The organism is Allorhizobium sp. DMC15 (genome assembly GCF_056314065.1).
Window position 1 is genome coordinate 1,034,023 of record NZ_JBQUZB010000002.1, and the last position, 15,916, is coordinate 1,049,938.

The 15,916-nt window shown below is 60.7% G+C and carries 15 protein-coding genes; 9 read left to right on the forward strand and 6 right to left on the reverse strand.

From position 1 onward, the window contains the following. Positions 1 to 48 precede the first annotated feature (48 nt). The 3 genes from ACT53S_RS13560 to ACT53S_RS13570 all read right to left on the reverse strand — a co-directional run bounded on the left by ACT53S_RS13560 (position 49) and on the right by ACT53S_RS13570 (position 3,138). On the reverse strand, positions 49 to 996 hold the full coding sequence (locus ACT53S_RS13560) for a sugar-binding protein (protein ID WP_113378630.1): 948 nt from the start codon (positions 994 to 996) through the stop codon (positions 49 to 51). Between the two features lie 126 nt (positions 997 to 1,122). Then, complete coding sequence (locus tag ACT53S_RS13565; protein ID WP_476067486.1) at positions 1,123 to 2,109, reverse strand: sugar-binding protein; 987 nt, start codon at positions 2,107 to 2,109, stop codon at positions 1,123 to 1,125. 48 nt (positions 2,110 to 2,157) lie between these two features. After that, positions 2,158 to 3,138: an NAD-dependent epimerase/dehydratase family protein gene (locus tag ACT53S_RS13570; protein WP_476067372.1), complete on the reverse strand. Its 981-nt coding sequence runs from the start codon at positions 3,136 to 3,138 to the stop codon at positions 2,158 to 2,160. 157 nt (positions 3,139 to 3,295) lie between these two features. On the opposite strand from ACT53S_RS13570, the gene ACT53S_RS13575 reads away from it, so the two are divergent. The 9 genes from ACT53S_RS13575 (at position 3,296) to ACT53S_RS13615 (ending at position 12,987) form a co-directional block, all read left to right on the forward strand. After that, a complete protein-coding gene (locus ACT53S_RS13575; protein ID WP_142074006.1) occupies positions 3,296 to 4,036 on the forward strand; it encodes an ATP-binding cassette domain-containing protein in 741 nt (246 codons plus the stop codon). Between the two features lie 16 nt (positions 4,037 to 4,052). After that, entirely contained in the window at positions 4,053 to 5,042 is a 990-nt protein-coding gene (locus ACT53S_RS13580) for an ABC transporter permease (protein WP_142074004.1), read from the forward strand. A 36-nt stretch (positions 5,043 to 5,078) separates the two neighbouring features. Continuing rightward, complete coding sequence (locus tag ACT53S_RS13585) at positions 5,079 to 6,089, forward strand: LacI family DNA-binding transcriptional regulator (RefSeq protein WP_476067373.1); 1,011 nt, start codon at positions 5,079 to 5,081, stop codon at positions 6,087 to 6,089. Between the two features lie 111 nt (positions 6,090 to 6,200). Continuing rightward, on the forward strand, positions 6,201 to 7,121 hold the full coding sequence (locus tag ACT53S_RS13590) for a metalloregulator ArsR/SmtB family transcription factor (protein ID WP_113378754.1): 921 nt from the start codon (positions 6,201 to 6,203) through the stop codon (positions 7,119 to 7,121). Positions 7,122 to 7,235: 114 nt separating this feature from the next. Then, positions 7,236 to 8,744, forward strand: a complete 1,509-nt coding sequence (gene arfA, locus ACT53S_RS13595; RefSeq protein ID WP_476067374.1) for an arabinosylfuranosidase ArfA — start codon at positions 7,236 to 7,238, stop codon at positions 8,742 to 8,744. Between the two features lie 26 nt (positions 8,745 to 8,770). Then, positions 8,771 to 9,868 (forward strand): ABC transporter ATP-binding protein, encoded by a 1,098-nt coding sequence (locus ACT53S_RS13600; RefSeq protein ID WP_476067375.1) that lies wholly within the window; start codon positions 8,771 to 8,773, stop codon positions 9,866 to 9,868. Between the two features lies 1 nt (position 9,869). Continuing rightward, on the forward strand, positions 9,870 to 10,751 hold the full coding sequence (locus tag ACT53S_RS13605) for a carbohydrate ABC transporter permease (protein ID WP_113378637.1): 882 nt from the start codon (positions 9,870 to 9,872) through the stop codon (positions 10,749 to 10,751). Continuing rightward, on the forward strand, positions 10,748 to 11,599 hold the full coding sequence (locus ACT53S_RS13610; RefSeq protein ID WP_476067376.1) for a carbohydrate ABC transporter permease: 852 nt from the start codon (positions 10,748 to 10,750) through the stop codon (positions 11,597 to 11,599). The genes ACT53S_RS13605 and ACT53S_RS13610 overlap by 4 nt, the downstream gene beginning before the upstream one ends. Before the next feature lie 77 nt (positions 11,600 to 11,676). Further along, complete coding sequence (locus ACT53S_RS13615) at positions 11,677 to 12,987, forward strand: extracellular solute-binding protein (protein ID WP_113378639.1); 1,311 nt, start codon at positions 11,677 to 11,679, stop codon at positions 12,985 to 12,987. A gap of 48 nt (positions 12,988 to 13,035) precedes the next feature. Here the strand turns inward: ACT53S_RS13615 and ACT53S_RS13620 are convergent, their stop codons facing one another. The 3 genes from ACT53S_RS13620 to ACT53S_RS13630 form a co-directional block, all read right to left on the reverse strand. Then, positions 13,036 to 13,806, reverse strand: a complete 771-nt coding sequence (locus ACT53S_RS13620) for an SDR family NAD(P)-dependent oxidoreductase (RefSeq protein ID WP_476067377.1) — start codon at positions 13,804 to 13,806, stop codon at positions 13,036 to 13,038. Further along, the gene (locus tag ACT53S_RS13625; RefSeq protein WP_142073993.1) at positions 13,803 to 14,798 is read right to left on the reverse strand and encodes an ABC transporter permease; all 996 of its coding nucleotides are present in this window, start codon (positions 14,796 to 14,798) and stop codon (positions 13,803 to 13,805) included. Before ACT53S_RS13625 ends, ACT53S_RS13620 begins: the two co-directional genes overlap by 4 nt. A gap of 65 nt (positions 14,799 to 14,863) precedes the next feature. Next, entirely contained in the window at positions 14,864 to 15,895 is a 1,032-nt protein-coding gene (locus ACT53S_RS13630; RefSeq protein WP_476067378.1) for a sugar ABC transporter substrate-binding protein, read from the reverse strand. Between the last annotated feature and the right edge of the window lie 21 nt (positions 15,896 to 15,916).

Consider the following 15,916-nt stretch of genomic DNA (forward strand, 5'->3'; position numbering starts at 1 on the left):
TGCGCGGACACGTGGTCCGCGCAGACCGTGGGTATCGACGGCACCGGATCAGCCGCCGATACGCTCCTTGAGCTGCTTTTCGAAGGCATCGACATTGGCCTTGTCGATCACCTGCGTCGGCACGATGATCAGCCCGTCGGCAGGGACCTGCGACTTGTCGCCTTTCACATAAGCCGCCATCAGCTTCATGCCTTGATAGCCCCACTGATAGGGATCCTGAACGACCGTTCCGGCAAAGCTACCCTCACGGACTGCACCAAGGGTGATCGGGTCTTCGTCAAAGGCGATAACGGTGATCGCGCCGAGTTTGCCCGCCGCCTGGAGCGCTTCGTAGATCTTCGGCGGATTATAGGAATAGAAGCCGACCATGCAGTCGATGTCCGGGTTCGCGGCCAGCACGTCGTCGACATTCGAGCGCGCGCGGGCAAAGTCCACATCATCGCCGCGCACGTCGACGAGTTCGATACCCTTGCCGTCGACAGCCTGCCGGAAGCCGTCGATGCGCTCCTTGGCATTGTCGGCACCGAGGAAACCGACGAAGCCCATGCACTTGCCTCCCTTAGGCAGCGCCTTCACGGCGATTTCGCCGGCCTGGATGCCCGCTTTGGTGTTGGAGGAACCGAGATAGGCAATGCGCTTCGACTGCGGCGCATCGCTGTCCGTCGTGAACAGCGGGATCTGCGCGGCGATCTTATTGAACGCATCAACCGAATTCTTCGGATCGACCGACGAAATCATGATCGCATCGGTGCCGGCGGCCACCAGATCGTCCATCAGCGCGTTTTGCAGCGCTGCGGTCCCTTGAGCCGGGTAGCGGAACTGCAGCTCGAAATCGGGGAGCTCCGCCTGCGCCGCCTTGACGCCGGCTTCCGCCAATTTCCAGAAGTCGGAAGCTGCGTTCACGACGAAAGCGAGTGCCTGTTTCTCCTGCGCCAAAACCGGCGACGCCGCGAGTGTGAGAGCGGCCGCAAGAGCCGTGATCGATAGTCTCTTCATCTTATCCTCCCGCAACCCTCTCCATGGGCTGCCATCATGTTGAACGGCAGCATGCGGGACGGCCCCTCCCGGACCGTCCGCATGCCGATTGAATGGCGCAGAGAGCATGGCTCCCCAGCCGTCACATCAGTTGTCCTTGCAGAAGCCCGGGTCTTCCGTGTTGCAGACGTCGAGACCGGTAAACAACGGGTCATCGACCTTTTCGCCCTTGATGAGCTGGATCATCACGTCGGGTGCCTTGTAGCCCATTTCGAACGGCCGCTGGCCAACCTGGGCATGGCTACGGCCTTCCCGGAAGGCCTGCGTCTGCGGTGGCAGGGTATCACCGGCAACGATGATCAGCTCCTTGGACTTGAGTTTGTCCATCACCTGGTCGGTCACCTGCGTATAGGCCTGGGGCGCAAACTGTGCCCAGCCGCCGATCAGGATGAAGGCGTCGAGATCCGGATGCGCGGTAAACACGTCCGACATCTGCTGGTTGGCGAGATCGGCCTGGTCGTTCGTATAGACCGGGCAGCCCTCGATCTCCGTCCAGCCGTTCTGGCCGGTCAGACGCTCGACATCCTTTGCACCCGCAATGGTGTCGCGGAAGCCCTGGGCGCGAGCATTGATATTGGCCGCTGCGACGTTGCCGAGCTGCAGGCACACGGACCCACCCTCTGCTTTCAACTTCTTCGCCTCTTCTGCCATCTTGACGCCCATCAGATAGTTGTCCGTACCCAGATAGGTCTTGCGCAGGTCATGGTCCTTTTCGAGAAAATCGGCGTCGACGGTCATGACCGGAACGGATGGCGCGATCTCGCGGACGCGGTTTGCCATGGCCGGCGCATTCGACGGCGAGATGGCGATCGCCGCCACGCCGCGGCTCAAGAGATCGTCGACGATCTGCACTTCGCCCGCCTCGTCCGCAGAAGATGCCGGACCCGTATAGAGGCATTCGTATTCGCTGTCGGGGTTTTCAGAGAGCCACTTTTTGCAGCCCAGATTGATCTGCTCGAAGAACGGGTTGTCGAGACCCTTGACGACAATCGCCAGCGTCTTCTTTCCTTCGGCAGCGCTTTCCCCGGCCAGCGCCATGAGAACAGGTATTGCAGTGAATGCCAGATAACGCATTTTCATTGCTCTTCTCCTCCTCCAAATTGCCGGCGAAAGCCCTCCTGCTCAGCCGGGATACCAGACGATGCGCGGATCATCTGCCGCGCGCCGATAATTCCAGGCTCGCTCCACGAGCGCGTCGAGATCGACCTCGGGCCTCCACCCGAGGATTTTCCGCGCCTTGGAATTGTCGAGCCAATTGCTGTGGAACGGCGTATCGATCTCGGCCGGCTTTAGACCGGCGACAGCCCTCATTCGCTCGGAAAGGCGGCCGTAATCGACGGGCTCGTCCATGGCGATGTTGAACAGCTGACCGAAGGCCCGGGGATTGTCGATCGACGACAAGATTGCCCGCACGAGATCGTCCACATGAATGAAGCTGCGCTTCAAATATCCGCCACGCGCATCGCGCATGACCGGAAAGTACCCGCCCTTGCTAAGCTCTTCGTGCCGCCGCGGACCGACCAAGCTCGACCACGGCGGTCCACCAAACTGCTCCTCTCCAAGCGCAAAAGCATGACGGAAATCGTCTTTTTCCATGATCCAGGGTGCGCGGAGTGTTGTCCATTTGAGACCGGACTGGATGCCGACCTGTTCGATCATCACCTCTTCGAGAACCTTCGTCAGGGCGTAGACGCCGGGATAGGCGCGAAGCGGCGACTGCTCGGTAATCGGCTCCGGATAATCCTGAAAGATGTGCCCAACGACGCAATCGCCACTCAACAGGATGAACTGTCTGGCGTCATCAAGCCGACAGAAGCGATCGAGCAGCAGATAAAGCCCCTTCAGCGCCACGTCGATCGCCTGCTCCGGTGTCTCCTTGACCGCAGCCAGATGCAGGACATGCGTCACGCCGCTGAGCGCAGCCGACACCACTTCGGGATCCGCCACCGACCCCTTGACCACCGAAAGCCGTTCCCGTGGCTCAATCACCCGGTTGTTACACAGGGCCACGACGTTCCAACCCGCAAAGCGCGGGTCTTGCAGGAAGGCAGGCAGAAAGGCCTGCCCCACCTTTCCGGTGGCGCCCGTAACAAGCAACCTCATTCCACGCCTCCCTGGCTCCCTCATTCCCTGGTTGCTGGAATTAATATTTAGTAATAATATTAAGTCAAGCATCATTAATATCATGCCTGTCGTTGACCACCCGGGAGGCAAGCGGCATTCTGATGCGGGAGGAGAAAACGATGGGGGAGGAACACGCGTGTCGCGTCTCACTTTGCATGGAATTTCAAAAAGTTACGGCGCCATCCAGGCCTTGTCTTCGGTCGCCTTGTCGATCGAACCGGGGGAGGTTCTGGGTTTGATGGGAGACAATGGCGCTGGCAAGAGCACGCTTGTGAAGATCATCGCCGGCAACTTTCCGCCCACCACCGGGGAGATGATGATCGACGGAAAACCAGTGAGCTTCTACAACCCGCGCGACGCTCAGAAGGAAGGAATAGAGGTCGTCTATCAAGACCTCGCGCTGTGCGACAACCTCTCGGCCGCCTCCAATGTCTTCCTGGGGCGCGAGGCGACGAAACGGCTGGGACCCTTTCGATACGTAGACTACGGCCACATGAACAGGGTCGCTGCAGACCTGTTCCGACAACTCAAATCCGAAACCCGTCCGCGCGATCTGGTGCGACGCATGTCCGGCGGCCAAAGACAGGCCGTAGCGATCGCGCGCACCCTCCTCTCAAAGCCCAAGATCGTCATGATGGACGAACCGACGGCAGCGATCTCCGTGCGTCAGGTAGCGGAAGTGCTCGATGTCATTCGGCGACTTCGCGATCAGGGCATCAGCGTGATTCTGATCAGCCACCGCATGCCCGATGTCTTCGGCGTTTCCGATCGCATCGCCGTTCTGCGTCGGGGCGAACTCGTGGCAAACAAGAAAGCGGCCCAATCCTCGCCCGAGGAAGTGACCGGACTGATCACCGGCGCAATAGAAACCGCGTGAGGAGAGGATAAAAACGATGACCACTCTGGAAGACGTCATTTCGAGAAGCGAACACAGGAACTGGCTGTCGCGTGTCGCGAGCCTACAACTGTTCTGGGTTTTTCTCGCCGCCATCCTCGCCTGTCTTGCCTTGACTTTCCTGACAGACGCCTTTGCCAGCGAGCGCAATCTGTTCAACGTCGCGCGTAACTTCGCTTTCGTCGGCATCATCGCCATCGGCATGACGGCCGTCATCGCCTCTGGCGGGATCGATCTTTCAGTAGGATCATCGGTCGTGCTGAGCGCCATGGTTATCAGCGTCACGATGGCGGAGGGCGCCCCCTTCCTGCCGGCGGCTTTGATGGCCCTGGGTGCGGCCCTTCTCGTCGGATTGCTGAACGGCGTGCTGGTCGCTTATGCCGGCATGCCACCCTTCGTCGTGACACTCGGAACGCTCTCGGCCGCGCGTTCGCTCGCCATGGTGCTCTCCGACAACAAGATGATCTGGGACTTTGGCCCCGACCACAACATCCTGATTTGGGTCGGGGGCGGATCCACGTTCGGCATACCGCACCCGTTGTACGTCCTCGCCGCAATGACCATTGTAATGTCGCTCGCCTTCAAGTGGACGCGCTGGGGCCAACACCTCTTCGCCATCGGGAGCAGCGAGAACGCGGCTCTGCTGACCGGCATCCCGGTGCGGCGCATGAAGGTCAGCATCTATATGTTCTCGGCATTCACCGCAGGCCTTGCCGGCATACTGATGGCCGGCTGGCTTGGCAGTGTGACGACCAATCTCGGCCAGGCCATGGAACTGACGGTAATTGCGGCCGCGGTCATCGGCGGGGCAAACCTGGCGGGCGGAGAGGGCAACGCGCTGGGCGCCGTCGTCGGCGCACTGTTGATAGAAGTGATCCGCAACTCCCTGATCCTGCTAGGCATCTCGACATTCTGGCAAGGAATGTTCATAGGTACGTTCATTGTGGTTGCTGTCGCGTTCGACCGGATCAGGCATTTCAGGTCCTGACATCCGTTCCGACCTGCGGCAAACACGGTGTTCGTCATGGAGAATGCCTTGAAACCGACGATGATGGATGTAGCGGCACTGGCGCGCGTTTCGCAGGCGACCGTGTCGCTCATTCTGAACGGCAGTTCCGGGGCCCGCTTCAGCGAAGCCACCCGAAAACGCGTCTTCGACGCCGCCGAACAGCTCGGCTACCGGCTGTCCAACAAATCGGCGGCGCCCGCCAACACGGGCAGCCGGGTCATCGTCTTCGTCGTCGATGAATTGACCACCGACCCCTGGATGGCCATGGCGTTTGAAGGCGCGCGCGAAAAGGCCCTGGAACTTGGAATCATCGTCACCCTCGGCGTCTTTCGCAAGGGCGAGGATCCGGATGGCGGCATCTTCTCCGTCTGTGATGGACAGGTGCTGGTCGGCTATATCTTCGGCACGATTTTGACCCGCAAGATCGAACCGCCCGAACCGTTGTTCCGCGCCCCGTCGGTGCTCGTCAACTGCTACGACCAGCAGCGCAGGCTGGCATCGATCCTCCCCGGCGACGTTGCCGGCGGGCGGGCTGCGACCGAACGGCTGATCGCCGCCGGTCGCAAGCGCATTGCCCTCATCAACGGGCAGGAAGGCCTGGACAATCCACGCGACCGGTTGCGCGGCTACAAGCAGGCGCTGGCCAGCAACGACATCACCTACGACCCCGATCTCGTTCACTACGGCAACTGGGAGCCCTCTTCCGGCTACGAGAAGACCCATGCCCTGATGAAATTGCCAGCCCCCCCGGATGGCATCTTCTGCGCCAACGATCTCATGGCGCTCGGCTGCATCGATGCCCTGAAGGAACTGGGCAAGACCGTCCCCGGCGACGTTTCCGTCGTCGGCTTCGACAACCGCGATATCGCCCAGTTCACCATGCCGCCGCTGACCACGTTCCATCTACCGATGTTCGAGATGGGCGCCATGGCCGTCGAGGTGATTTCCGACATCACCGGGGGCCTCAACAGCTCGCACGACCAGTTGAAGGTCGAATGTCTGCTGGTCGAGCGAGAATCGGTCTGAAGTCTAGGGCGCTGGCGACCCCTCCTCATGCATTCCTGTCCTGCCACCATAACGCCCCGTTGATCAAACCCGAATTCCTGATATAGATCCATGATCACGGGGAGGATCGATGTGAGCAGCCGATTTTTGATGATCACGCCGGAGGACGGCAAGGACGTGCTGAAGAGCCTCGCCGCTCCCGCCAGGCTCTCCATTCTGGAACTCCTGCACGCACGGGGTCCCCTTAACGTCAACGAAATCGCCGAAGTTCTGGAACTGCCGCAATCGACGACGTCGACGCACCTCAACCAGATGGAAGATGCGGGCCTGATCCGCACCGAAGTGCAGAAGGCGCGCAAGGGCAGCCAGAAGATCTGCCACGCGGTCCATGACGAGATCGTCCTGACCTTTGCCCGTCCGAAGGAATCTTCGGACGAGGCTATCGAAGTCTCGATGCCGGTCGGCCTCTATAGCGGCTATGACGTCTACGCCCCCTGCGGCATGTGCGGTCCGGATGCGATCATTGGCTATCTCGACAACCCCGACACCTTCCTCTCCCCCGATCGCATGAAAGCGGGCCTGTTGTGGTTCACCAGGGGCTATGTGGACTATCAGTTTCCTAACAACGCACGGATAAAGGGCGCTCCGATCCGCGAACTGGAACTGCTCCTGGAACTCTCCTCCGAAGTTCCAGGAACCTCGGAAAACTGGCCGTCGGACATCACCATCTCGATCAACGGCAAGGCCATCGCAATCTGGACCTCGCCCGGCGACTTCGGCGACCGGCGCGGAAAATTCACACCCGACTGGTGGAAGCTGCGCGGCAGCCAATATGGTGTTCTGAAGAGTTTCCGGGTGACGGAAAACGGCACCTTCATTGACGGGGTACGCGTGTCGGAAACCACGCTCGGCGAGCTGGAATTGCTCGACCACCGATCGATCCGCGTTCGGATCGAGGTGCCTGAAACGGCCGAACATCCCGGTGGAATCAATATCTTCGGTCGCGGCTTCGGCAATTACGATCAGGACATCGTCCTGCGCATCAAGACCTGACCAACCTCGGAATTTCCCGTGCATATTGCCGGATTGACCTCCAGACGAACCCGTGTATCATATCCTCAATTATGATAGATATCCGAAAAACGGATATATTTGGAGGAAATGCACATGCGGGCTGTCGGCACCGTTCACCGCGACTATAAGATCAGCACGATCGATCCGCGTCTCTATGGCTCCTTCGTCGAACATCTCGGCCGCGCGGTCTACACCGGCATCTACGAGCCCGATCATCCGACGGCTGACGAAAACGGCATGCGCCAGGACGTCATCGACCTCGTGCGCGAACTGGATGTTCCCGTGGTCCGCTATCCCGGCGGCAACTTCGTCTCGGCCTATAACTGGGAAGACGGCATCGGCCCCAAGGAAGAGCGCCCGGTCCGCCTCGATCTCGCCTGGCATACCTCGGAATCCAACCAGGTCGGCATCCACGAATTTGCCGATTGGGCGAAGGCCGCCAACACCGAGATGATGCTGGCCGTGAACCTCGGCTCTCGCGGCCTCGACGAAGCCCGTGCCTTCCTCGAATACGTCAACCACCCCGGCGGCAGCTACTGGTCGGATCTGCGCCGCAAGAACGGCCGCGAGGAGCCCTGGAACGTCAAGCTCTGGTGCCTTGGTAACGAGATGGACGGCCCCTGGCAAATCGGCCAGAAGACGGCGGAAGAATACGGCCGCGTCGCCTTCGAGACCGCCAAGGCCATGCGCGCCTTCGACAAGTCGATTGAGCTTGTCGTCTGCGGCTCGTCCTCACCGAAGATGCCGACCTATCCGGCCTGGGAAGCGACCGTTCTCGACTACACCTATGACAGCGTCGATTACATCAGCCTGCATATGTATTTCGAGAACCACGCCGGCGACACCGCCGCCTATCTGGCGCAGAACGCCCGCCTTGATGACTACATCGAGACCATCGCCTCCGTCATCAAGGTGACCAAGGCGAAGAAGCGCTCGAAGAAGGACGTCTATATCAGCTTCGACGAGTGGAACGTCTGGTACCATTCCAACGAAGCAGACCGGAAGGTTCTTGAGGGCCGCGATGGCTGGCCGCATGCGCCGGAACTCCTGGAAGACATCTACAATTTCGAAGACGTGCTGCAGGTTGGCTGCATTCTCAACACCTTCATCCGCCGCGCTGATGTGGTGAAGGTCGGCTGCCTTGCGCAGCTCGTCAATGTCATCGCGCCGATCATGACCGTACCCGGCGGCCCGGCCTGGCGCCAGACGACCTACTACCCCTACCTCTTTGCCTCCCGTTATGGCCGCGGCACCTCCTACCAGCTGTCGATCGATAGCCCGAGCTATTCGACGGACTTCGCCGAGACCGTTCCCTATCTCGACGTGTCCGCCGTTGAGAGCGACACGGATGGAGCCCTCACCCTCTTCATCGTCAACCGCCACCAGACGGACGCCATCACCCTCGACATCGCACTGGAAGGTTTCGGCGACCGCAAGGTGACCATGGACAAGGTGATCGCAGGTCACGCGCTGAAGGCCGTGAACGGTGCAGACAAGCAGACGGTCGCGCCTGCTGACGGCAGCGGCATCAAAGTCGAGAGCGGACGCCTCACGGGAGAGATCGCGCCGCTCAGCTACCGGATGATCCGGCTCGGCCAGTAACCAATCGACGACGGGGAGGAGAAACCATGTCGGCTTCGATTGAAATTGACAATGTGACCAAGCGCTACGGCGCGCTGACCGTGCTGGACGACATATCGCTGTCGATCGGGGCGGGCGAATTCGTGGTCTTCCTTGGTCCCTCGGGCTGCGGCAAGTCCACGCTGCTGCGGATGATCGCGGGCCTGGAAGACGTGACGCAAGGCACCATTTCGGTGGCCGGCCAGCGCGTCGACACACTGCCCCCGGGCAAGCGCGGCGTGGCCATGGTCTTCCAGTCTTATGCGCTCTATCCGCATATGACGGTGAAGCAGAACATGTCCTTCGGTCTCGAGAACATCGGGATGGCCAGGGACGAGATCGAACGCCGCGTGCTCGCCGCAGCAGAGACGCTCGAGATCGGTCATCTGCTTGACCGCAAGCCGGCAAAGCTCTCGGGCGGCCAGCGCCAGCGCGTCGCCATCGGCCGCGCCATCGTCAAGGAACCGAAAGCCTTTCTGTTTGACGAACCGCTGTCGAACCTCGATGCGGCCCTGCGCGGCCGCACACGGCTCGAACTTGCACAGCTCCACCATCGCCTCGGCTCGACGATGATCTTTGTCACCCACGATCAGGTGGAGGCGATGACGCTCGCCGACCGGATCGTCATCATGAACGCGCGCAAGATCGAGCAGATCGGCACGCCGATGGATGTCTATCAGCGCCCCGCCAGCAAATTCGTCGCAAGCTTCATCGGGTCTCCCGCTATGAACTTCCTGCCGGTTACGGCCTGGGAGAATACCGCTACCGGTCTTGCCGTCACCACATCCGGCCTCGGTCGCGTGGAGACCGGCTTCAAGGTGACCGACGGGACAAGCCATGACGGTGCTACGCTTGGCATCCGCGCGGAAGATATCACCGTGGTGACAGACGGACGCCCCGGCGTGCCGCTGACGGCCGAAGTGGTCGAACGTCTGGGCGATCGATCTCTCGTCTATGGCGTGCTCGATGACGGTACCAAGCTTGTGGTGGAGGCCGACGGTCGCTCGCATATCAAGGCAGATGATCGAGTGACGGTTTCGGCCGATGACCACGCCTTCCATCTGTTCGGCGCCGATGGTCGGGCTTATCTGAGGGAGGCGGAGTGATATGGCCGAAAGCTATCGCCGCAGCCAATGGAGCAACGGACTTTTCATCCTACCCTATCTCCTGGTGTTCATCGCGCTGCTCGTGTTTCCCCTCTTCTGGGGCATGTGGCTCAGCCTGCACAAGGTCGATCTCTTCGGGCCAGGCCGCTTCGTCGGCCTGACCAACTACATCCGCGTGGCGGGTGACGCAGTCTTCCTGCAGGCGCTCGGCAATACCATCGTCTTCGTGCTGGTGAGCGTGCCGACACTCGTGGCGCTCGGGCTCTTCCTGGCGCTCGCCCTCAATCGCACAACGCGCACGACGAGCTTCTTCAGGGGGCTCTTCTTTTCATCCTCGGTGCTGTCGGTCACCATCGTGACCCTCATCTGGCGCTTCGTCTTCATCCCCGGTGACGGCCTTCTTTCCGTGCTTTTCACGCAGGCCGGCATCGAGCAGATCAATTTCATCTCGACCAAAGGCTGGTCACTGTTTGCCGTCGGGGTCGCCACCGTCTGGTGGTGTGTGGGCCTGCCGATGATGCTTTTCCTTGCCGCCCTGCAGCAAGTTCCGCAGGACCTTTACGAGGCGGCAGCACTCGATAATGCCAGCCCATGGAAGGTGTTGACACGGATCACCCTGCCCTCGATCGCCCGCACCATCATGCTGGTGACCATCATCCAGATCGTTTTCCAGTTCCAGCTCTTCGGGCAGGCTCAGCTGATGACCAATGGGGGCCCGAACGGGACCTCGCGTCCGCTCGTCATGTACATCTATGAGGTCGGCTTTGTCCGCTGGGACGTCGGTCGTGCGGCGGCAGCCTCACAATACCTCTTCCTGATCATCCTCGTGGCGGCCATGGCACAATATGTCGTGTCCTCGCGCAAGACGGAGGACGGAGCATGAGCCATTCGAACGACACCTACAAACCAGACGTGTTGACGGCCAATCGGCCACTGCTCTGGGGCGCCGCTCTTCTCTCGGTCGTCATGATGGCGCCGGTCGCCTGGCTGGTCGGTCTCTCGATCAAGAGCAATCAGGACCTGATGATCGGAACGGACTCGGTGTTCCGGGCGCCCTATACGATCGCCAACTACCTGAACATCCTGCATTCCTCGCAGGTCTTCGGCTGGTTCTTCAACAGCCTCGTCGTCGCCACCGGCGAGACGGTGATGGTCCTGGTCCTCTCGTCGCTGGCCGGCTACGGCTTCGCGAGGCTGGAATTCCCGTTCCGGCGGACCCTGTTCATCATCGTGCTCTTCGGGCTCGCCGTTCCGGAACAGGCGGTCATCATCGCCCGCCACCAGATGTTCAACTGGTTCGGCCTGCACAACACCTATCTCGGCCTGATGCTGCCGGGCATGTCCGGCGCCTTCGGGGTCTTCCTGATGACGCAGTTCTTCCGGGCAATCCCCAAAGAGATTGACGAAGCAGCCCTGCTCGACAACGCCTCGCAGTGGCGCATTTTCTGGAAGATCATGCTACCGCAGACCCTGCCGGCCCAGGCAACGCTTGGCATCTTCACCTTCCTGCACGGATGGAACGACTACTGGTGGCCGCTGATCTCGGCGACCAAGAAGGAAATGTACACCCTGACGGTCGGGCTTGCCTCGTCGCAGTCGAACTTCGCCCAGAGCGAGGGGCTCGGCTTCCTTGCGGCCCAGGCTGTGTTTGCAAGCGTCCCGGCACTCATCGTCTACATCATCTTCCAGAAACACATCGTCACAGCCGTCTCCGGCGGCGCTGTGAAGTGAAGCCTGCCCGGCCGGGGAGGAGCTGGCCGGTTTCTTTTCAACAGGGCAATCAGCCCGATTTAAGGGAGTGAGACATTATGAAACGCATTCTTCTGACCACCGTCGCCATGATCGCGCTGGGCTATGGCGCCTCCGCCCAGGCACAGACCAAGATCGAGCTGCAGCGCTTTTTTGGTGCCTGCGAAGCGGACTATGGCAAGGTCACGGACGTGTCCGCCGCCGTCGGCGAATGCGGCATCATCACCGCACTGGTCAACAAGTTCGAAGCTGACAATCCGGATATCGACGTCAATGTCACGACGGTCGAGTGGCCGGGCTACGACCAGCTCAACGCACAGATGGCATCTGGTGCAGCACCCGATGTGGTCTCGATGCACTACTCGGCGATTTCCGATTATCAAAGCCGCGGCCTGATCGAGCCGATCGATGAAGTCCTGGCGGCACAGGGTGTCACCCCCGACAGCTTTACCGATGCCGGCCGCAACGGCGTGACCAAGGACGGCCAGCTCTATGGCCTGCCCTTCGACAACTGGACAATGCTCTTCCACGTCAACCTGAACCTGATGAAGGAAGCCGGGCTCGTCAACGCTGACGGTACGCCGATCCTGCCGAAGTCGGGCGAAGAGCTGATCGCCCAGGGCAAGCAGTTCAAGGAGAAGACGGGCAAGCCCTATCTGATCCAGATCATGGCCAACGAAACGGCCTCCTATACCCGTATCCTCTACACCCTGCTGCAGCAGCAGAATTCGGACTTCTTCTCCGACCCGACCGCCATCAAGCTCAACACGCCGGAAGCCAAAGCCGCCGTCGAGCTGATGAAGGCGACCAAGGATGAAGGCATCTCGACCACGGGTCTCGACTACGCAGCCGCTGTCTCGGGCTTTGCCAACGGCGAAGGCGGCATTGCCGTCAACGGCACCTGGCTGATCGGCGATTATGTCGCCCAGTCGGAAAAGGACGGTACCGCCCTCTCCAAGGGCTATACCGTTTATCCTGTCCCGCAGCTTTTCCCCGGCCAGGACAGCACCTACGCTGACGGCCACAGCTGGGTGATGCCGAAGAAGGACCGTTCGCCGGAGCAGATCGCCGCCATCGGCAAGCTGTTCAAGTTCCTCGCCGACAACGACTTCCAGTGGGCACGCACCGGTCACCTTCCGGCCGCCAAGGCCGTCTTCGACATGCCGGAATTCAAGGCACTGCCGCATCGCGACAACATTGCGAAGATCGCTCAGATCGGCCGCCCGCTGCCGGCTGAGGTTCAGCGCCAGTTCCCGATCCAGGACATCATCGGCGAAGAAGTTGGTGCTGCCGTCAACGGCGACAAGTCGGTCGACGAGGCGCTCGCCTCGGCCGAAAGCCGCGTCAACGAACTGCTCGGCGATCTCTGATCAAGATGAGGCACGGCGCAAATCGCGCCGTGCCACCTCCATGCTTCGTTACGGAGGCAGCAGCCGGAAATCGGCACCCTCGGGAAGCAACTGTCCTCCGTCCACGACGATGGTCGTCCCAGTAACGTAACTCGCGTCATCGGAGGCGAGGAACAGAAAGGCGTTGGCGACGTCGCGCGGTGAGCCAAGACGGCCGAGCGGTATCGCCGCTTCCATGTTGCTGATGAACGCCGCCCCACGATGCAGCTGGATGGCTTCGGTCAGGATATTGCCCGGCTCGACCCCGTTGACATTGATCCCGTAGGACGAGAATTCCAGCGCCGCGGACCGGATGAACCCGTTGATGCCTGCCTTGCTCGCTGCATAGTGCCCATGACCGGGGCTGGTGACATAGGGGCCGGTGATGGAGGAGGTGAAGAGGATCCTCCCCGAGCCCTGCGCCTTCATCGGCGCAAGTGCGGCCCGCGCTGCGTTGAAGCAGCCCCTGAGGTTGACCGCCATCACACGGTCCCAGTCATCGGGATCGGTGTTTTCGATGAGCTGCCACGGATAGATCCCGGCATTCTGAACGATGATGTCCAGCCGGCCATGACGCTCGACGGCAAACGATACCGCCGCGACGGCATCCGCCATGCGCGAGATATCGGTCAGAATGAAGTCGGCACCGAGTTCTTCGGCTGCATCCCGGCCTTCCTCAGCCTCGTGATCGGCGATGACGACCTTCGCTCCCTCTTCGAGAAAACGCAGTGCGACTGCCTTGCCGATCCCCCGGGAGGCCCCAACGACGAGGGCGACTTTGTCTTTCAATCTGTCTGTCATGCGAGCCTCTGGCGGAGCCGTTGTTTGAACGTGTCGAGAAGGACGGCGGCGAGCACCAGGAAGCCGTGAATGACCTGGGTATAGTTGGCTGGCAACCCCATCAGGTTGATGGCCGTGTTGATCGAAGAGAGCAGCAGCACCCCTGCATAGACGCCTGGAAGCGCCCCCACCCCACCCTTGAGGCTGACACCGCCGATAACGACGGCCGCGAAGGCGTTGAACAGCAAGCCGACACCGAGATTGGCGGTGGCACCGGACGTACGGATGGCGAGCAGCCAGCCGGCGAGCCCGGCGATCGCCCCCGCCATGACGAAGGCGATGATCAGATTGCGGGTGACGCGGATGCCGGCGCGATAGGTCGCCGTCTCGTTACCGCCGATCATGATGAGATGTCGGCCGAAGGGCGTCTTTGCCATCATCACCGAGAAGATCAGGAAGCAGGTTATCGCAATCCATGCAGACAGGGGGATACCGGCGAACCGTTCGATGGCAAACCAGCGAATGGCCGGGTCGAGATCCTGGGCCGATCGCCCGCCCGAGACGGCGAGCACGATCCCGCGCACCCAGATGAAGGAGGCGAGCGTGATGATGAAGGCGCTCATCTTCAGCTTGACGATGAGGAAACCGTTGAACAACCCGATCAGCGCCCCGATGGCGCACGCGATCGAGAGCGACACCGGAACCATCAGCCATTCGGGACTGAGTTTGATCCCGAGCCCGATGCCTGCAGAGCAGAAGAGGATGCCGACGGCCATGGCCGAAAGGGCTGCAACGGACTCGACCGACAGGTCCATATGTCCGGTAATGATGACCAGTGCGAGACCGATCGACATGACACCGAGCACGCTCGACGCCTCGATGATATTGGTGAAGATGCCGATCTGGAAATAGTTCGGGATGAGCGCCGAAAACAGCGCCAGAACCACGATGAGCATGAACCAGACGAGATTGTCGAGAATGAACTCGAGAGTGGTGCGACTACGCGGGTGCATACGGCCAATCCATAGTGAAGGAAGGGAGGTCCCGGGGCCCTCGGACCCCGGGTGGAAAAGCCGTCTTACTTGACGGATTCGACCGTGGCGGTCGGCGGCTTCAGGTTGCCCCAGAAAGCCGGATCGTCGACATTCTCCTTGGTGATGGCGGCACCCGGAATCTTGATATTCGGACCCCAGGCTTCGATGGTCACCACGCCCTTCAGGCCAAGCACATCATATTCGCCGGCCTTGATCTCCTGCTTGCCGACAATCTTGTCCATGAACATCGCAACGGCTGCCGCCTGTGCATAGAGCGGTTGCTCCACTTCGGTGTTCAGCCAACCCTTGCGGATCAGGTCGAGGCCGACGGGCGCGCCGTTTGAGCTCATCATCATCACGTCACCCGGCTTCTTGCCGGCAGCCTCAAGCGAAGCGACGGCTGCGACCGAGAGATGGGCGGCATGCAGGAAGATCAGATCGATATCGGGATTGGCCAGCATCTGGTCCGACACGATCGTGCCGGCATTGCTGGCTTCCCATTGCAGCGCAGGCACCGAGATGATGGTCACGCCCGGAAAGGCCTTCATCTTCTCCTCGAAACCCTTCTGGATGTCGAGCGTGTAAGGGTCGCCCGGATCGCCGAGAACCTGCAGGATTTTGCCGGAAACGTCACCCTTCTTGGCCTTCAGCATGGCTTCGGCCTGATCGGCTGCGACGTGACCGATCTCGATTGTACCGGCAACAGAGGTGAAGTCGGACATGGTCGAGGTGATCTGACGGTCAAACTCGACCACCGGAATACCGGCTGCACGGGCCGCTTCGATGGATGGCTTCAACGCATTGAAGTCGACCGCCGCGAGAATGATCGCACTGGGCTTCAACGCGATGACATCGTTCATCTGCGACTGCTGCATGTCCGTCTTGTTGTCGGCATTGAGCGTCTTCATCTCATAACCGGTCTGCTTCAGGAACATTTCCAGCGCACTGACGGATCCGGTCTGGAATTCATCGAGCAAGGTGGGAACGAGGTAGTAGACGACGCCTTTCGACTGAGCGGCAGCGGTCGTGAGCATGGATAGGCCGAGCACCATAACGCTCAGCAATGCAAGCATCATTCGCTTTATCATTGTTCTCTC